At 39.0% G+C, this 18,768-nt stretch carries 18 protein-coding genes; 14 read left to right on the top strand and 4 right to left on the bottom strand.

Going from position 1 to position 18,768, the window contains the following annotated elements:
• Positions 1 to 20: 20 nt before the first annotated feature.
• On the top strand, positions 21 to 2,411 hold the full coding sequence (gene recD2, locus HB912_RS05050; protein ID WP_185372607.1) for an SF1B family DNA helicase RecD2: 2,391 nt from the start codon (positions 21 to 23) through the stop codon (positions 2,409 to 2,411).
• A gap of 128 nt (positions 2,412 to 2,539) precedes the next feature.
• Here the strand turns inward: recD2 and pieS are convergent, their stop codons facing one another.
• Positions 2,540 to 3,973 (bottom strand): two component system sensor histidine kinase PieS, encoded by a 1,434-nt coding sequence (gene pieS / locus HB912_RS05045; RefSeq protein ID WP_185372605.1) that lies wholly within the window; start codon positions 3,971 to 3,973, stop codon positions 2,540 to 2,542.
• 6 nt (positions 3,974 to 3,979) lie between these two features.
• The gene (gene pieR / locus HB912_RS05040; protein WP_036073435.1) at positions 3,980 to 4,678 is read right to left on the bottom strand and encodes a two component system response regulator PieR; all 699 of its coding nucleotides are present in this window, start codon (positions 4,676 to 4,678) and stop codon (positions 3,980 to 3,982) included.
• 153 nt (positions 4,679 to 4,831) lie between these two features.
• Between pieR and HB912_RS05035 the strand changes: the two genes are divergently transcribed.
• From HB912_RS05035 to HB912_RS05010, 6 genes are all read left to right on the top strand, one after another.
• On the top strand, positions 4,832 to 6,388 hold the full coding sequence (locus HB912_RS05035) for an ABC transporter permease (RefSeq protein WP_185372603.1): 1,557 nt from the start codon (positions 4,832 to 4,834) through the stop codon (positions 6,386 to 6,388).
• An 8-nt stretch (positions 6,389 to 6,396) separates the two neighbouring features.
• Positions 6,397 to 7,092, top strand: a complete 696-nt coding sequence (locus tag HB912_RS05030; RefSeq protein ID WP_185372601.1) for an ABC transporter ATP-binding protein — start codon at positions 6,397 to 6,399, stop codon at positions 7,090 to 7,092.
• Between the two features lie 289 nt (positions 7,093 to 7,381).
• Positions 7,382 to 10,018: an alanine--tRNA ligase gene (alaS, locus tag HB912_RS05025; protein ID WP_185372599.1), complete on the top strand. Its 2,637-nt coding sequence runs from the start codon at positions 7,382 to 7,384 to the stop codon at positions 10,016 to 10,018.
• Positions 10,019 to 10,159: 141 nt separating this feature from the next.
• The gene (locus tag HB912_RS05020) at positions 10,160 to 10,432 is read left to right on the top strand and encodes an IreB family regulatory phosphoprotein (RefSeq protein WP_036073437.1); all 273 of its coding nucleotides are present in this window, start codon (positions 10,160 to 10,162) and stop codon (positions 10,430 to 10,432) included.
• Positions 10,429 to 10,848 (top strand): Holliday junction resolvase RuvX, encoded by a 420-nt coding sequence (ruvX, locus tag HB912_RS05015; protein ID WP_185372597.1) that lies wholly within the window; start codon positions 10,429 to 10,431, stop codon positions 10,846 to 10,848. The genes HB912_RS05020 and ruvX overlap by 4 nt, the downstream gene beginning before the upstream one ends.
• A gap of 11 nt (positions 10,849 to 10,859) precedes the next feature.
• Positions 10,860 to 11,183, top strand: a complete 324-nt coding sequence (locus HB912_RS05010; protein ID WP_036073439.1) for a DUF1292 domain-containing protein — start codon at positions 10,860 to 10,862, stop codon at positions 11,181 to 11,183.
• 58 nt (positions 11,184 to 11,241) lie between these two features.
• On the opposite strand, the gene HB912_RS05005 is transcribed toward HB912_RS05010, so the two are convergent.
• On the bottom strand, positions 11,242 to 11,880 hold the full coding sequence (locus tag HB912_RS05005; protein ID WP_185372595.1) for a DedA family protein: 639 nt from the start codon (positions 11,878 to 11,880) through the stop codon (positions 11,242 to 11,244).
• Between the two features lie 145 nt (positions 11,881 to 12,025).
• On the opposite strand from HB912_RS05005, the gene HB912_RS05000 reads away from it, so the two are divergent.
• The 7 genes from HB912_RS05000 (at position 12,026) to HB912_RS04970 (ending at position 16,822) form a co-directional block, all read left to right on the top strand.
• Positions 12,026 to 12,226: a hypothetical protein gene (locus HB912_RS05000; protein WP_036073442.1), complete on the top strand. Its 201-nt coding sequence runs from the start codon at positions 12,026 to 12,028 to the stop codon at positions 12,224 to 12,226.
• 135 nt (positions 12,227 to 12,361) lie between these two features.
• Positions 12,362 to 13,429: an endolytic transglycosylase MltG gene (gene mltG / locus HB912_RS04995; protein ID WP_185372593.1), complete on the top strand. Its 1,068-nt coding sequence runs from the start codon at positions 12,362 to 12,364 to the stop codon at positions 13,427 to 13,429.
• Between the two features lie 33 nt (positions 13,430 to 13,462).
• The gene (locus HB912_RS04990) at positions 13,463 to 14,101 is read left to right on the top strand and encodes an O-methyltransferase (RefSeq protein ID WP_185372898.1); all 639 of its coding nucleotides are present in this window, start codon (positions 13,463 to 13,465) and stop codon (positions 14,099 to 14,101) included.
• A complete protein-coding gene (gene udk, locus HB912_RS04985) occupies positions 14,101 to 14,736 on the top strand; it encodes a uridine kinase (protein WP_185372896.1) in 636 nt (211 codons plus the stop codon). The genes HB912_RS04990 and udk overlap by 1 nt, the downstream gene beginning before the upstream one ends.
• A gap of 176 nt (positions 14,737 to 14,912) precedes the next feature.
• Entirely contained in the window at positions 14,913 to 15,392 is a 480-nt protein-coding gene (greA, locus tag HB912_RS04980; RefSeq protein WP_036073444.1) for a transcription elongation factor GreA, read from the top strand.
• A gap of 36 nt (positions 15,393 to 15,428) precedes the next feature.
• Positions 15,429 to 16,073 carry a YrrS family protein gene (locus tag HB912_RS04975; RefSeq protein ID WP_036073447.1) on the top strand — a complete coding sequence of 215 codons (645 nt, stop codon included), beginning with the start codon at positions 15,429 to 15,431 and terminating at the stop codon, positions 16,071 to 16,073.
• Between the two features lie 44 nt (positions 16,074 to 16,117).
• Complete coding sequence (locus tag HB912_RS04970; protein WP_342354362.1) at positions 16,118 to 16,822, top strand: 5'-methylthioadenosine/adenosylhomocysteine nucleosidase; 705 nt, start codon at positions 16,118 to 16,120, stop codon at positions 16,820 to 16,822.
• A gap of 51 nt (positions 16,823 to 16,873) precedes the next feature.
• On the opposite strand, the gene HB912_RS04965 is transcribed toward HB912_RS04970, so the two are convergent.
• Complete coding sequence (locus HB912_RS04965; protein WP_185372589.1) at positions 16,874 to 18,676, bottom strand: M3 family oligoendopeptidase; 1,803 nt, start codon at positions 18,674 to 18,676, stop codon at positions 16,874 to 16,876.
• Positions 18,677 to 18,768 lie beyond the last annotated feature (92 nt).

Raw genomic sequence — 18,768 nt, 5'->3', positions numbered from 1 at the left:
ATGGAAATGGAGATGGGAAAATGAACAATCAAGAAAAACTTGCTCTATTTCGTGATGAGGCAGATGAAAAGTTCATAAAGGGCGAAGTTTTGCAGATGATTTTCCATAATCCTGATAATCTATTTTCTGTGGCGAGAATTGAAGTAAAAGAAACGAACACGGACTGGGATGAGCGCGATATCATCGTAACGGGAGTTTTTCCGAAGCTCGAACCACAAGAAGTTTATCTTTTTTATGGAAAAATGCAAGAACACGCGAAATTTGGACAACAATTTAAAGCAGAGCGGTTTCATAAAGAGATGCCACAAACAAGAGAAGGTGTTGTTGCTTATCTTTCAGGGGAACTTTTTAAAGGAATCGGCAAAAAAACAGCGGAGAATATCGTAGCTGTTTTGGGTGAAGATGCGATCAGCATTATGCTAAATGATCCGGATCGGCTTAGCGAAGTGCCGAAGTTACCCAAAAATACTGCAGATTCATTGCTTGCTACTCTACGCGAAAATCAAGGATTAGAACATGTCATGATTGGTTTAAATGACTACGGTTTTGGACCACAACTTTCGATGAAAATTTTTCAAGTTTACAAACAAAATGCACTTGAAATACTTGAAAAAAACCCCTATAAGTTGATTGAAGATGTGAAAGGAATTGGCTTTCAGCGAGCGGATGAACTAGGACGCAGACTAGGCTTAAATGGTAATCATCCCGACCGAATTCGTGCTGGCTTGCTTTTTTCGCTTGATACAGATTCTATTCGTGATGGCAATGTGTATACGGAACGAGATGAACTGATTGAAAAAACACGAAGTTTGCTAATGGAAAGTGCACCAGAACCAGTTTTGCAAGAAGAAATAGACCGAGAATTAACCGCCCTAGGAGATCTAGATAAAGTCATAATGGAAAATACGCGAATTTATTTGCCATCCCTTTATTTTGCCGAAAGCGGATTCGCGCATCACATGAAACGAATTATGAAGCAAACAGAGTACGAAGAACAATTTCCTGAATCTGAATTTTTACTTGCACTTGGCGAACTTGAAGAGCGAATCGGGGTTTCCTATGGGAATTCCCAAAAAGAAGCTTTAAAAACAGCTTTAACTTCTCCGATGCTAGTATTAACTGGTGGACCAGGGACTGGGAAAACGACAGTAATTAAAGGAATTGTAGAACTCTTTAGTGAACTGCACGGGGTCAGCCTTGATCCCCATGCTTATAAAGATGGAGACGCATTTCCCGTTTTACTGGCTGCTCCAACTGGACGTGCTGCTAAACGAATGAGTGAATCAACCGGTCTTCCAGCCATGACCATTCACCGGTTACTTGGAATGAATGGGCAGGAGGATTTAAGTGATGATTCTGAGCGGGCGATTGAAGGGCGACTTTTGATCGTTGATGAAATGTCAATGGTCGATATTTGGCTTGCCAATCAGCTATTCCGAGCGCTTCCAAGTCATATCCAAGTCATTCTTGTAGGAGATGAAGACCAATTACCATCAGTTGGTCCCGGCCAAGTGTTACGTGATATTTTGCGTTCTGAAGTTGCGCCAACAGTTGAGTTGACAGATATTTATCGTCAAAAAGATGGGTCCTCCATTATCCAAATGGCACACGATATTAAAGCAGGTTTTTTACCAGCAGATTTCACTAAAAATAGTAAAGATCGTTCTTTTTTTCATTGTTCGGTCAATCAAATTGCTGAGGTTGTCGATCAGGTTGTAAAAAACGCTAAAGAAAAAGGGTTTCGCGCTCGTGATATTCAAGTTCTAGCTCCGATGTATCGAGGTCCTGCAGGGATTAATGTTTTGAATCGAAATTTACAAGAAATTTTTAATCCTAATGATTCAGGAAAGCGCAAGGAGATTTCCTATGGCGATGTCAAGTATCGTGTGAATGATAAAGTCCTGCAACTTGTCAATCAACCGGAGAAAAATGTGTTTAATGGAGACATTGGGGAAATCGTTTCGATGCAATATGCTAAAGAAAATACAGAAAAGCAAGATATGATTACAGTTCAGTTCGATCAGACAGAGGTGAGTTACTACAAGCAGGAATTTAATCAACTTACACATGCGTATTGCTGTTCGATTCATAAAGCGCAGGGGAGTGAATTCCCGATTGTGATAATGCCCGTTGTGCGTAGCTATTACCGAATGCTTCGCCGAGATTTACTTTATACAGGAGTAACGAGAAGTCAACAATTTTTGATTCTTTGTGGAGAAGAAGAGGCATTTCGGATGGGAGTAGAACGCGTGAATGATACTTCGCGCAAAACAACACTTGAAAGCAGGCTTGTGAGTGAAGAAGATCTTGCAAGGCAGTCGAGCCTCAAAATTTTGACTACAGAAAATTTGACTGAAATTGATCCGATGATTGGAATGAATGAGATTTCGCCTTATGAATTTATGGCATAAAGAATTTAGACCGAAAACAAAAAAGAACAGAATCGTCAATGATGCCATTTTGTGCAAATGATTTCATTGAACGATTGCTGTTCTTTTACTTTTGGCTAGTTAGTCTCATTTCTTGTCTCAGCTTCTTTTTAATATTCTTCTAGATCAGAAAAATTTGGCAATCGAATTACAAAAGTGGTGCCTTGGTCTTGTTTACTTGTGACAGTAATACTGCCGTCATGTGCTTTTACGAGTTGTTTTACAATGGAAAGACCAATACCTGATTCTCCGAAACTCGTATTTGTGCGAGATAAGTCTGCTTTATAGAAGCGGTCCCAAATTTGTTCCAATTCTTCTGGGTCCATGCCAACTCCAGTATCAGTAATTTCTAGTATCGTTTCTTTATAATCGCTTCGTCCGCATAATGTAATGGTACCATTCTCCGTAAATTGAATGCTATTTTTTAAAATGTTCAATAAAATTTGGGTAAGGCGATCATAATCAGCAAAGACAAGGAGATTGGTTTCAATGTCAAGGATAAGCTTATCATTTTTCAGCTGAGCAAGTGGTTCAAGCTGTTCAACTAATACTTCTGATAAAGCCTGAACGGAAAAGCGAGATTTTTCCAGTTTGATTTTATTGGCACGGATTCGTTCGTAATCCAAGTTTTCATTAACAAGCTTTGTCAAACGACGTGATTCTTTATCAATAAGATGAATAACACGATTAGTTTCACTTTCTGGAATGACATTGTTAACAAGTCCTTCAGTGAGTCCGGAAATGGTTGTAAGCGGTGTTCGCATTTCATGAGAAACATCTGCGATAAATTGTCGGCGCCGTTTTTCTTGACGTTCTATTTCCTCCTTTGAGGTGGCTAAGGTTTCTGTCATTTTATTAAAATCTGAGGAAAGTGCGCCAATTTCATCCCAGTTATTTTCGTTTAATCGCGTTTCATAATCCCCACTAATCACTCGTTTTGTTGCTTCACGTAAGCGATTAATCCGATTCACTTGCAATTTAGCTAAAATAGCACTTAAAACAAGCGCGATGATTACCGATAAAAGAATCGTGAAAAACATGTAACGATTAATTGCTCCGATGACTTTTTCTGTCCCGCTGATCGGAGAGTTCAAAATAACTGAGCCAAGAAAGGTTTTGCCTGATAAAATCGGGACATACACAACAGACATTTCTTGATTAAAACGATTATCGACTTTAATCGTGACGGTTTCGCCTTTTTTGAGATTTTTAGAAGCCTCTTTTGAAATTTTAAAATCGGGCGGGAGTGGTCTGTCGGAAGTGGGAAACACAATTTGTTCTTGATTATTAAGAATGGTATATCGAATATGGTCAACATCAAGTGCGTGCTGATAAGCTTCGAGTGAAGTCGTCCGCATGTCCTCATCTCCAGCAAAACGAATTTCACTACTGATTTTTTCTCCATATTTTGTTAATAGCTCCACTTGTGATTCGTATAAATAATCTTTTAGAAAATTAGAGATAAGCAAACCAATAAGTAAACAAGTCGCCAGCAAAATAATAAATTGCGTTGCAAACAGTTGATAAACATATTTAAATTTCAACTCACATCAATCCGTTTCATCAAATTTATAGCCTACCCCCCAAATGGTATGCAAAAATAAATGTTCCTCCGTTGCAATTTTCTTGCGGAGACGTTTAATGTGTACATCAACAGTTCGTTCGTCTCCGTAAAATTGATACCCCCAAACTCGCTCTAGTAATTGTTCGCGTGAAAAAACTTGGCGAGGATGCTCTATCAAAAAGTAAAATAAATCGAATTCTTTCGGTGTAAGTGCTTCAAGTGGGACATTTTTATAAAGAACTTCACGGGTTGTCTTATCAATTTGAAAGTATTCGGTTTGAAGTGAATGTGTCGTTCCGCTCAGTATCTTATCGTCATTAGAGGCTGGAGCTAAACGTCTTGAAACAGCTTTGATTCGGGCGATTAATGCAAGCGGGCTAAATGGTTTTGTCACATAATCATCCGCCCCGAGATCAAGCCCAAGTACTTGATCTGATTCAGATTCTTTTGCTGTAAGAATGATGATCGGGATATCGCTTACTTCTCGAACTTTACGACAAATCGTCATACCATCCATCGAAGGGAGCATCAAGTCTATAATCAATAAGTCGAATGTTTCTTTCAAAAATCGCTCATAGCCCACTTTACCATCATGAACAAAAGTCACATCAATTTGTTCTTTTAAGAAAAATAATTCCATCATTTGAGTAACACTTTCATTGTCTTCAATCATTAATAGTCGCATCAGCTACACTCCTTACTCTTTAAAAGTATCTTAAAAGTATTCATTTCGCAAGTCTTTACGATAAGTTTAAAAGTATAACCACAATTTGTTCATGCTTTTTTCATAAATGGTGCTTAAGATAAAATTTGTAACCGAAGAAATGGAGGAACGAATATGAATTTTATCAAGCGTGCTTATTGGAGTTTAAAAGCGAGAATAGGGCGATCTATTTTACTTTTTATTATTTTTACGATTGTTTCCGTTTTAGTTTTATCTGGTTTTACAATTCAATCAGCTGCGAATAAAGCAAGTGAGTTAGCAAGAAAAGAACTTGGGGGAACAGTAACTCTTAGCTACGATAGAGAAAAGCAGATGGAGCAAGCAGAACAAAATTCAGAAAACTCATCTTCTAATTCTAGTGAAAGAAAAGCTCCTTCGTTTAACACAACTCCTGTAAAGACTTCAGCGGCTGAAAGTTTGGCAAAATTAAATCATGTAACGAGTTACAATCTTTATTCAAGCACCCAAGCGCTTGCGGAGGATTTTGATCCAGTGAAATCAAGTGGTGATAGTTCACAAGAGGAAAGTAGTGATTCTACAAATAATACGGGTGAAGAGGGTAGGCTTGGAGGCGGAAATTCAACTGAAAATCGTCCGCAGATGATTCAAGCAGATTTAAGCGTAAGTGGCGTACTCGACTCGGCTAGTTCTACAGATTTTAGTGAAAAGTCTGCAAAATTAACAAGTGGTCGAGCGTTAACAAAAGCAGATAAAAATAAAAAAGTTGTACTTGTTGAAAAGACACTTGCAAGCCAAAATAAGTGGAAAATTGGTGATTCCATTAAAATTCAGTCCAGTGATGAAGAAATTTCTGTTGCTTTAAAAATCGTTGGCATTTACAAATCAAGTGACTCTTCAAGTAGTAATAACGGAATGGCAAATAATTTTTCATTTTTAAATCCCTACAATAAAATCTACGTACCTTATACCATCGCTAATACGCTTAAGGGTGCCAAATATGAAGGAACAGCTGACTCTGCAGTTTATACGATGGATGATGCGGCTAATATCACTGCCTTTCAAAAAGAAGCAAAAAAGATGAATACAATTGATTGGGATAAGTTTAAGCTTGATGCAAATGACAGTTTATATAAGCAGATGATTGGGCCTATTGAAAACGTCGCATCTTTTTCAAAAAATGTCGTTTATATCGTTTCTATTGCAGGGGTATTGATGTTGGCGCTACTCGTGATGATGCAAATTCGCGAACGAAAATATGAAATGGGCGTGTTGCTGTCCATTGGTGAAAAGAAAACAAAATTGTTAGGGCAATTTTTTGTAGAGATTTTTATTGTAGCAATGATCTCGTTTATTGTGGCAGGTCTTGCTAGTCCGTTTGTGGCACAAGTAGCGGGAAATCAATTACTTAATCAAGAGAATAGTCAAACAGCGGAAATGAACTCAACGTCGGGGAATTCAACGGAACAAAGTGGCCAAGATCATCGTGGGAATGGTCCTAGTGGGGGAGGACCATTTGGAAGTGTCTCTAGCAGTTTCGAAAACTTGACAAAAAATCAAGAGGAAATCAAGAAATTGGATATTCAGGTGACTCCGGCTGAAATTGGTAAGATGGCAGGAATTGGATTCTTAATTGCTTTCATCTCTGTTGTGATTCCAGGGACGAGCATTTTACGTATGAATCCTAAAACGATATTGACTAAACAGGAGTAGTGATGAAGATGAAGAAAATTTTAACCTTTGAAAAAATTGGTTATTGGTATAAAACAAAGGAAGAAGCAATTCTTGAGGATTTAGATTTTTCTTTCTATGAAGAAACTTTTTATACAGTAGTGGGAAGTTCTGGCTCTGGAAAAACGACTTTTTTATCACTGGCAGGTGGTCTCGATAAACCTAATGAAGGAGAAATTTTTTATGAAGGATGTTCACTTCTAGAGATTGGTCTTTCAACTTATCGTAATCAATTTGTTTCGATTGTTTTTCAGAGCTATAATTTGTTGACATATATGACGGCGCTACAAAACGTGATAACGGCTATGGAAATTACTAAAGTCTCCTATCCAAATAAGAAAGAAGTTGCACTTGAACTTCTTGAAAAAGTTGGGATTGATGAAGTCAAAGCAAGGCAAAAAGTACTGACTTTAAGCGGTGGACAGCAACAACGCGTCGCGATTGCACGAGCTCTCAGCACAGAGACGAATTTAATCGTTGCAGATGAGCCAACAGGGAATCTAGATGAGCGAACTAGTAAGGAAATTGTGAAACTGTTTCAAGAACTCGCACATGTAGATGGGAAAACAGTGATCATGGTGACGCATGATCCGGAAATCGCCAAAGTTTCCGACGTGAAATTAACACTTCGAAATGGACAATTTCAAACAGTAGGAATGAAAGATTCTGCTATAATTAACGGTTGACAACAAGCATAAGCTTCTCTATAATTTTAGATATAGAAAATATGGTTATTTTTGTAAGAATATGATTTTAGTAATTGAACCTTAGAAGAGAACTTTTCCACGGCTGAAAGAAAAGTAGGGAAGAACTAAAATTGCTCTCTTACGCAAAAAAAACGTAAGTCTTGCGTTAAAGACATGAAGAGGTAATGATACAAGTCTTGTGTCGTTGCAAACAGGGTGGTACCGCGAAAATTTCGTCCCTGATGCAACGATTGCAAGGCTTTTTTATTTGTTAAGGGAGGAAAATGAAATGAAAACTTTATCAAGCAGTGAAGTTAGACAGATGTTTCTTGACTATTTTAAACAACACGGACATACAGTTGAACCGAGTGCATCACTTGTTCCGGTAAATGATCCGACTCTTTTATGGATCAACAGTGGGGTTGCAACCATGAAAAAATATTTTGATGGTTCTGTAATTCCAGATAATCCGCGTCTTGTAAATGCACAAAAATCTATTCGTACAAATGATATCGAAAATGTTGGGAAAACGGCTCGACACCATACGTTTTTTGAAATGTTAGGGAATTTTTCGATCGGAGATTATTTTAAAGAAGGGGCGATTACTTTCGCTTGGGAATTTCTTACTAGTCCAGAGTGGATTGGCTTTGACGCTGATAAGTTATATGTGACCGTTTATCCAAAAGACACTGAAGCGAAAAAGATTTGGAAAGAAAAAATTGGGCTCTCAAGTGACCGTATTGTGGAGATTGAAGATAACTTTTGGGACATTGGGGGCGGACCTTGTGGACCAGATAGTGAAATTTTCTATGATCGCGGTGAAGCGTTTGGAAATGACCCTAATGACCCAGAACTCTACCCAGGTGGCGAAAATGAACGTTACCTAGAAATTTGGAATTTGGTTTTCTCGCAATTTAATCACAATCCAGATGGAAGCTACACGGAACTACCTAAACAAAATATTGATACGGGGATGGGACTAGAACGTATGGTCTCGATTATCCAAAATGCACCAACTAATTTTGAAACAGATTTGTTCATGCCAATCATTCGTGAAGTTGAAACAATTTCTGGCGAAAAATATGGAGTGGTTCCTGAAAAAGATGTAGCCTTTAAGGTCATTTCTGATCACATCCGGACTGTTGCTTTTGCTATTGGTGACGGGGCGCTCCCATCGAACGAGGGTAGAGGTTATGTGCTTCGTCGTTTGCTTCGTAGAGCTGTTCGTTATGCAAAAGTTCTTGGTATTAATGAACCGTTTATGTATAAGCTCGTACCAACTGTCGGTAGAATCATGAATTCGTTCTATAAAGAGGTAGAGAATCAACAAGACTTTATTGAAAAAGTGATTCGTACAGAAGAAGAACGCTTCCATGAAACGCTTAATGAAGGGCTTGCAATTCTTGAAGAGCTGATTGCAAAAGCAAAAACAGGGAATCAAATTATTGAAGGAAAAGACATTTTCAAACTTTATGATACGTATGGCTTCCCGGTTGAATTGACTGAGGAATACGCGCTTGATCATTCGCTACAAGTGGATCATGCGGGCTTTGAAAAAGAAATGGAAGCACAGCGTGCGCGTGCGAGAAAAGCGCGTGCAGATGTGCAGTCCATGAAAGTGCAAGGTGAACTTTTACAAAGTCTAACAGAAGAAAGTGTTTTTGTCGGCTATGAAACAACGGTTCATGCTTCTGAAATTCTTTATTTGATTCAAAACGATGAACTTGTTGAAGAAGCAAAAACTGGTGAAGAAGTGGAAGCTATCTTTAAAGAAACGCCATTTTATGCTGAAAGTGGTGGGCAAGTAGCTGATCACGGAACTGTTCAAAGTGAAACGGGTCTTGCTTATATAAAAGATGTTCAAAAAGCTCCTAACAAGCAAAATATTCACCGAATCGTTGTAGAAGAAGGTATTTTGAAATCGCAGGATCATGTGAAACTTACAGTTAACGCGGAAGAACGAAGAAAAACGGTGAAAAATCATACCGCAACTCATTTGCTTCACCGGGCACTTAAAGACGTATTAGGTGAGCATGTGAATCAAGCTGGGTCGCTTGTTGCCCCAGATCGCCTGCGCTTTGACTTCTCGCACTTTGGACAAATTACAGAAGAAGAGCTACAACAAATGGAAGCAATTGTAAACGAAAAAATTTGGGAGCAGTTGACCGTTGCGATTAATGAAATGCCAATCGATGAAGCAAAGGCACTTGGCGCAATGGCACTCTTTGGTGAAAAATACGGCGACATTGTTCGCGTTGTTCAAATTGGAGACTATAGCATTGAACTTTGTGGTGGTGTGCACGTCAAAAACACTTCTGAAATCGGGCAATTCAAGATCCTTTCAGAAACGGGAATTGGTGCTGGAACAAGGAGAATCGAAGCAGTAACTGGAGAAGCGGCTTATCACTTTGTAACAGAACAAGAACATCAATTAAAAGATGCTGCAGCAAAACTTAAAACGAGTCCAAAAGAAGTCTTGACAAAAATCGAACAATTGCAGCTTGAATTGCGTGAGGCGCGCCGTGAAAATGAATCGCTTCAATCAAAACTGGCAAATGCAGCAAGTGGGGCTATTTTTGAAAGTGGGGAAGACATTGGTGGCATCAATGTGATTGCTAAACAAGTAGCGGCAAAAGATATGGCAGCGTTACGTCAATTTGCTGATAACTGGAAAGAAAAAAATATCGGAGGGGTTCTTGTATTAGGGGCTACTTCTGGCGAAAAAGTTAATTTAATTGCCGCTGTTTCAAAAGAAGCAATAGCAAGCGGGCTTCATGCGGGGAACATCATCAAACAAGTTGCACAACTTTGTGGCGGAAATGGTGGGGGTAAACCTGATCTCGCGCAAGCTGGTGGGAAAAACCCTGCGGACCTAGAAAAAGCACTTGCTGAAGTTCCTACTATTATTCAAAATATGCAAGGCTAATTTCGGAAAGAAGAGCGCGAATTTGCGTTCTTTTTTCTTGAAATATTAAAATTAGGTTAAGTGTGGCGTATTCCTTTGTCAATGTCGAAAGATTAGTGTAAAATAGATGGGAAAGTGAAGGAATAGAGGTGTAGACACGTTATGGGTACAAAAGATCAAACCATGTTCTATAATTTTGGAGACGATTCAATCGAAGAAGATGTTCGAAAAATTATGAAGCAAGTTTATCTTGCATTGCAGGAAAAAGGCTATAATCCAGTTAATCAAATTGTTGGTTATCTTCTTTCTGGCGACCCGGCTTATATCCCAAGGCATCAAGACGCGCGGAATTTGATTCGCAAGTTAGAACGTGACGAAATCATCGAAGAGCTTGTCCGCGCTTATCTTAAAAACAATGAAATTGGTGAAAAATGAGGATTATGGGACTGGATGTGGGGTCGAAAACAGTCGGTGTTGCGATTAGTGACGCGTTCGGTTGGACGGCCCAGGGAATTGAAACCATTTCAATTGATGAAGTTGCTAAACAGTTTGGTTATAATCGAGTGAAGGAACTTGCAGAAGAAAATGATGTTGAAAAAATTGTCGTTGGTCTTCCGAAAAATATGGATAATTCACTTGGAAGCCGTGCTGAAAGCTCAAAAAAATATGCCGAAGTTCTTGAAGCAAGAACGGGGATTCCGGTGGTATTGTGGGATGAACGACTGACAACACAAGCTGCTGAGCGAACTCTTCTTGAAGCGGATGTCAGTCGAAAAAAACGCAAGCTTGTGATTGATAAGCTTGCAGCAGTGATGATTTTACAATCCTTTTTGGATGCAAATAATAAATGAGGTGAAAAGTAATGGCAGAAAACCATAACCACGAGCACAACCATGAACATAATCATGGGGAAGAAGAAAACATCATTTGGATTACAAACGAAGAAGGCGTAGAAGAAAAATACGAAATTTTGTTTGACTTTGATTCAGATGATTTCGGAAAATCTTATGTGCTTTATTTCCCTGCAGGGGCATCTGAGGATGAAGAAATCGAAATTTTAGCATCTTCCTATGAACAAAGTGAAAACGGGAAAGAAGGTAACTTAAAACCCGTTGAAACGGACGAAGAGTGGGATATGATTGAAGAGCTTCTTGCTACCTTTTTGGCAGACGAAGACGAAGAATAAGCAAAAGACATGTTGCTTCAAGAAAATACGGCTTGAGTATCTCAAGCCGCATCAGAAGCTACATGTCTTTTTTTGTTTCTTTACGAGCTCGTTTATTCCAAATCTTGTAAGCTAACCAGGCAACGAAAGCGATGCACAGTACGAGAATAAGGTAGCTGATAGGCCGTGTGTATTTTTCAACAACAGACCAGTTAGATCCGAGGGTAAATCCAAGCCACGTCAAGAAAATATTCCAAGGAATACAGCCTAAGATCGTATAAATGGTAAATTTGGTTAAATTCATTTTAGCAATGCCTGCTGGTAAGGAAATAAAAGTTCGGATAACTGGTAAGACCCGGCCGAAAAAAACAGCAGATGCCCCGTAGCGAGTAAACCAGTGCTCAGCTTGATCGAGGTGTTTGACGTTTAAGAAAATATATTTCCCGAATCGAAGCACGAGTGCGCGACCGCCTTTTTTCCCGATGTAGTAAGCAATCCAAGATCCGACAAGATTTCCAAGGATACCTGCAAAAACGACTAGCCAAAAATTCAGTTTTCCTGCTTCCGCCATAAAACCACCAAAAAGCATAATCACTTCACTTGGAAGCGGAATGCAAACACTTTCGATCAACATAGCAAGAAAAATACCGAAATGACCAAGAGTATCAATCAGAAACATGACAAAATCTTGCAGGCTTTGGATTAACGTGTGTAACATGACAAGACTCCTTTAATGTGTTCAGTTGTTAACTTTTTTATTATAGCACAAATGTAAAAAAAACGATGGAATCTTTTTGAAGTGACGAATAAGAGAATCTTTGTTAGTATAAATATAGTCGAAATTCGAAGAAAGAAGGCTAAAAATGGAAAAATTTGTAGTAACTGTACATATGGTAAGCGGACGTTCTTATGAAAAAACCGTTGAAAGTGAATCACAAAAGCGAGCGATCACTGATGCGCTTGTACCAACAGGAGAAGGAACTTTCTTAATTGACGACGACATGGGGCGCTCAATTCGACTTTATAAACGAAACATCGAATCCGTTGAATCAATGGATGCGTAATTTAATAGGCGTTTAAAATTTCTGAAAGGGGAAGACTCTTTCAGAAATTTTCTTGTTTAGCTAAAAAGAGATAGTCACACGAGAAAAAAATCGTTATAATAAACTGAACAAAGATTAAGAAATGAGGGATCATGCTTGGCAAGTTCAAAGGGTAAAAGGATTACGATCATTATCTCACTCATCGTACTCATTCTTGTTATCATCACGATTGCAGGCTATTTTTATGTAAAAAAACAACTGGATGCCAAAAATTCGGATAGCAAAGAAAAAATAGTGGTAGAAATTCCTGCTGGGGCAAACGCCAAAAAAATTGGGAACATTTTAGAAGATGAAAAAGTCATCAACAGTGCGACTTTGTTTTCTTATTATGTAAAGTATACCAATGAAATGAATTTAAAAGCAGGCAGATATGAATTAAGTCCTTCTATGGATACTGAAAAAATTGTCAATGTCTTAAAATCTGGAAAAACGGCAGTCCCAGAACGGTTAGTAGTTCCAGAAGGCTACTCACTCGATCAAATTGCAGATCGGATTGTTCGGTATGCACCGACGCTCAAGAAAAAAGATGTGTTAGCAAAAATGGACGATCACACTTTTGTCGAGAAAATGATAGAACATTATCCAGATACGGTGACAAAAGATGTGTTAAATCAAGCTATTAAGCATCCACTTGAAGGTTATCTCTACCCGGCGACATATGAATTTAAAGAAGCAGAGCCGAAAATTGACACTATTCTTGAAGAAATGGTGAAAGCGACGCAACTAAATCTTGCGCCTTACCGAGAAGAACTTAAAAAACAAAAGAAGAGTGTCCATGAACTGTTAACGATGTCTTCCGTTATCGAAAAGGAAGCTACAGAAAATGTTGACCGGAAAACGATCGCAAGTGTATTTTATAATCGGCTAGATGAAAAAATGCGACTGCAAACAGATCCAACGGTTCTTTATGCACTTGGAAAGCATAAATCTCGTACCTTATATAAAGATTTAAAAGTTGAGTCACCCTATAATACGTATTTAAATAACGGCTTGCCGCCAGGTCCTATTTCTAATAGCGGGAAATCGTCTATTGAAGCGGCGCTTTACCCTGCTAAAACAGATTACTTATATTTCCTAGCAAATACCAAAACAGGAAAAGTCTATTTTTCAAAGACACTCGAAGAACATAACAAATTAAAAGAAGAGCACATCAATGGAAATTAATTTTTGGACAGAATGGAAGGGATTTTTAAACTGATGGATGCGTTCATTCATGATTATTTATTGGAACAGATTCCTGCAAGCTCACCTTTTTTTCTTGAAATAGAAGAGTATGCGAAGCAAGAAGCGGTTCCAATTATGGAAAAAGATTCACTGCATGCCATGCTTCAAATTATGGCTATCCAGCAGCCTAAACGAATTTTGGAGCTTGGTACTGCAATTGGTTATTCGGCACTTAGAATGCAAGAAGCACTGCCCGAAACAGAAATTATTACAATTGAACGTGATGAAGATCGTTTTTCTGTTGCACAAGAAAATGTGGAGAGATTTGGGACGAACCAAGTGGAGCTTGTGCTTGGAGATGCACTTTTAGATTTTGAAAAGCTTGGAAGCAAAGGACCGTTCGATGCGATTTTTATTGATGCTGCCAAAGCTCAATATGAAAAGTTTTTTGATTTATATAGTCCACATCTGACTGCTAAAGGCGTGATTTATAGTGACAATGTTCTATTTAAAGGACTTGCACTAGATGAACTTCCTGAAGTGCAGAAGAAGGCGAGAATCGCGAAAAAAATGCGCAAGTTTAATGGCTTTTTGATGGATCAGCCCGAGTTTGTAACGAGTATCATTCCACTTGGCGACGGACTCGCGGTCACGAGAAGGAGAGACGGATGATGAAAAGAAAACCAGTGGTCGTTGGGGTAACTGGCGGTTCTGGCTCAGGAAAAACGAGTGTCTGCAAAAAAATTTATGAGCATTTTGGAGAATGCTCCATTTTGATGCTGGAACAGGATTTTTACTATAAAGACCAGTCAGATTTATCTTTTGATGAACGACTTCAAACAAACTATGATCATCCGTTAGCTTTTGATACGGATTTATTGATTGAACATGTTCAACAACTTTTGCGTTATGAAGCAATTGAAAAGCCTGTTTATGATTATACAGTTCACAATCGTTCAGATGAAGTGATTCATCAGGAACCACGTGAAGTTATCATATTAGAAGGGATATTGATTTTAGAAGATCCGCGATTGCGGGACTTGATGGATATCAAGGTGTATGTTGATACCGATGATGATATTCGGATTATCAGGCGTTTAATGCGTGACATTAAGGACCGCGGTCGTTCGTTTGATTCTGTTATTGATCAATATTTAAATGTTGTAAAACCAATGCATAATGAGTTTATCGAACCAACAAAAAAATATGCAGATATTATTATTCCAGAAGGCGGGCAAAATCATGTTGCGATCGACCTGATGACAACAAAGATTGCTGTTGTTTTGGAAGAAAATCTTCATCGCTAGAAAGATGCTTGCTTGAAAAAGCAGAGCGTTTGCGGTAAAATGCTGATAGTAAATAAGATAATGACTTTGAGAAAGCAGATGCTTTTTCTAGAACAGCAGATTTTCAAAAAAGTGCGGGGCGCTGATCTCCGTACTTTTCTATACTTATCGATACGATATCAAAGGAGAGAACAAATTTGGCAACTGAAAAAGTATATCCCATGACGCTTGAAGGGAAAGCAAAATTAGAACAAGAATTAAATGAACTAAAAACGGTAAAACGTAAGGAAGTTGTAGAACGGATTAAAATCGCGCGTGATTTTGGGGATCTTTCTGAGAACTCTGAGTATGATTCTGCAAAAGACGAGCAAGCTTTTGTTGAAGGACGAATCACGACGCTTGAAAATATGCTCCGCAACGCTCACATCATTGATGGCTCAGAAGTTGACAATGATACCGTTACTCTTGGTAAAAAAGTAACGTTTACAGAAATCCCTGATGGAGATGAAGAATCTTATACAATCGTCGGCAGTGCAGAAGCTGATCCATTTAACGGACGCATTTCTAATGATTCTCCGATTGCTAAGGGACTTTTAGGACATAACGTAGGGGAAGAAGTAGCGATTCAAACTCCAGGCGGTGAAATGACTGTTAAAATCATTAAAATCGAAGCTTAAATTCCTAGGTACATGCGAATAAGGTGGTGAAATCCTATGGTTGAAAGACAATCTAAAAATAAAAATCGCTGGGTTAAACAAAACAATGTAGAAGGTTCTCGTGTACAAACGAATACCAAGCGTAAGAAAACAAATTTGGTTTTAAATATTTTAATCATCATTGTTTCTTTACTGATTATTGGTTCTGTTTATTTTGTCATATTTGCGACTGAAAACAAAAATGACGCCCCCGCAACAAAAACGGCATCTTCCGTTCAAAAGAAGGAAGATGCCAATCTTTCAAACAAGGATAAAAAAGAACAAGCCAAATCTGAGAAAGATCAATCCAGTGAGAAAGAAACAACCTCGAAAAGCGATGACCCCAATGTTTCAGAAGTAATCAAGAAAAACTGGAAACCCGTTGGAACGAGTCAATCGGGAGAACATATCAATTCTTATGACGCAACAAGTATGGACTGGAAAGAGAAGATTAAAGCTTTTTCTGAGGCAACAGATATTGCAAGCGATAATATGACACTTTGGTTTGTCGGACGAGGGAAAGACCCAGCAACGGAATCGATTGGTACGATTTCAAGCAAAGATAAGCCAGATGAAACGTACCGTGTTTACATTAAGTGGAAAGATGGTAAAGGCTGGGAACCAAAAAAGGTTGAAAAATTGAAAGAAAACGACAAGCGATAAACGTCTGGTTGCGACCTGGCGTTTTTGTTTTCATGAGGAGGATCATAATGATTGGAATTATCGGTGCCATGCAAGAGGAAGTCCAAATTTTGCGTGATGCTATGACTGGACGCAGAACCGTTGAAATTGCAGGTGCACAGTTTTATGAAGGAAAACTTGAAGGACAAGAAGTTGTCCTTGTCGAATCTGGAATTGGAAAAGTAAATGCTGCTGTATCAACAGCTATCCTTTGTGATCGCTACGCGCCAAAAGTGATCATCAATACTGGATCTGCCGGTGGAATCGGATCAGATTTGAAAGTAGGGGATGTCATCTTATCTGATCGCCTGACATACGGCGATGTTGATGCCACAGCTTTTGGTTATCGCTTTGGTCAAGTTCCGCAAATGCCTGCTATTTATGAAGGCGATCGTGCTTTACTAAAAAAAGCGGAGCAAATATACGAGGAACATTTTAAAGAGACTCTCAATAAAGCAGTTTACGGACTCGTTGTAACGAACGATTCGTTCATTTCACAAGAAACACAAAGAGAGGCTTTATTCGCTTCATTTCCGGATATGTGTGCAGTTGAAATGGAGGCAGCGGCCATTGCTCAAGTAGCTTACCGGTTCAAAGTTCCATTTTTAGTGATTCGAGCTATTTCCGATGTGGCTGACCAAGAAGCTGCGATGTCGTTTGATGAATTTTTAGAAATCGCCGCCAAGGCTTCATCTGAGTCAATTTTAGCGCTCTTGCGGAAAGGTATCTAAACATATAAAAAGAAACGCGACAAGCATCTTGTCGCGTTTCTTAATGCTGATTTAAAGATCCTTCGTAAGTTCCAAGAATTCTTCCACATCTTTTATTGTAATGTCAACAGCTTCGCGCCAAAAATCGGGTTTTGTAAGGTCGACATCGAGATGTTTTTTCGCTAGTTCTTCAGTTGTCATGGCGCCAGTATCTTTCAAAAGCGCGATGTAAGCATCTTCATAACTTTCACCACTATTCATTGCCCGGCTGTATATGCCAAGCGAGAAGAGGTATCCGAAAGTGTAAGGGAAGTTGTAAAATGGCACATCTGCAATGTAGAAATGAAGCTTAGATGCCCAGAACTGCGGATGATATTCTTCAAGCGAATCCAAGTAAGCTTCACGTTGGGCTTCTTCCATAAGGCGATTCAAATCGTCCACTGAGAGAATCCCTTTCTTGCGCTCTTCATAAAAGCGTGTTTCAAAAAGAAAACGTGCGTGAATGTTCATGAAAAAGGCGATACTTCGGCCAATTTTATCTTCAAGAAGAGTGATTTTTTCTTCTTTTGTCGCTGCTTCTTTTACGGAAGCATCCGCGATGATCATTTCTGCAAAAGTGGAAGCTGTTTCGGCCACGTTCATTGCATAATCTGTGTTTTCATAAGGCTCATCTCGGATCACATAAGAGTGGAAGGCGTGTCCAAGTTCATGCGCCAGAGTGGCAACCGTTGACGGCGCACCATCGTAAGTCATGAAAATTCGGCTTTCTTTTTCTATTGGGAAATCTGTACAAAAGCCGCCCGGACGTTTATTATCCCGATCTTCTGCCTCAATCCAGCGACTTGAAAAAGCATGTTTAGCAAATTCAGCCATCTTGGGGCTAAACTTATTGAATTGCGTCAAGATAAAATCTGCGCCTTCTTGGTAAGAATATTTTTTGGGTTCTCCTGAAAAAACAAGTGGGGCTTCAACGTCGTAAAAGCTTAACTTTGAAAGACCGAGCAATTTGGCTTTGCGATTTAAAAAGTTTACAAAAGTAGCTTTGCTGTCGCGAATTACATTCCACATCGCATCAAGTGTTTCTTCCTTCATACGATTGATCGCAAGCGGTTCGCTTAGTACGTTTTTCCAGCCACGTGTTTCATAAGTTTGTAAGCGAAATCCTGCTAAGTGATTGAGTGTATCAGCAAATAGCCGGCTTTCTTTTTGGAAGCTTTCCGAATAGGCTTTAAAAACGGCTTCTCGGACTTCTCGTTTGGGGTGATTCAGCATATTGAGCGCTTGCCCAGCTGATAAATCTTGCTCTTTTCCGTCTATTGTTACTTTTACACGAACTGTTCCGATGATCGTGTCGTAGTGATCAGACCAGCCTTGATACCCATCAACGGAAAGCGTGTTAATAAGCGCTTCTTGCTGTTTACTGCCTTTTTTACCACGGTTTTCACGGGCTTCGTTTAATACAAAAGCGATTTGACGAAATCCATTTTCCTGTAAAATTTCTTTCCAAACCCGATCTTCGATTTGAATGAATTTGTCGTGCCAATCATCTTGAGCTGTTTGGAGTAAAGCAGAGTAGCCATAAACCCGAGCCGCAAGAGTTGCAGCACGTTCGTCGTGAATATCAGCAGCTTGCAAACATTCCAAGTAAGAGCTTGCATTCATGAATCCCTTTGAGAGATCCGCATTTTGATTAATTAAGAGAAGAAATTCAGCAGCATCATTTTTGCTTTCTGGAACTGCCCATTCTTCCACATTTTTAATAAAAAGATCTAAGTCGTCTTTCAGTGCTTGCAAGGTTTCATGCAACTCTTCTGATGCACTGCCACCTTGATAGATTGAATCTAGATCCCAAACTTCTGAATAGGGTTTTGTCATCCATTTCTCCTCCTTTGATATACAAAAATGTGTAGTCACATTCCGATTTTACTTCTTTATTATAGCAGTATCTCAGGTTTTTTTGTAAAATA

Source organism: Listeria aquatica, from assembly GCF_014223975.1.
Lineage (GTDB): Bacteria > Bacillota > Bacilli > Lactobacillales > Listeriaceae > Listeria > Listeria aquatica.
This window is presented reverse-complemented; position numbering and strand designations above follow the sequence as displayed.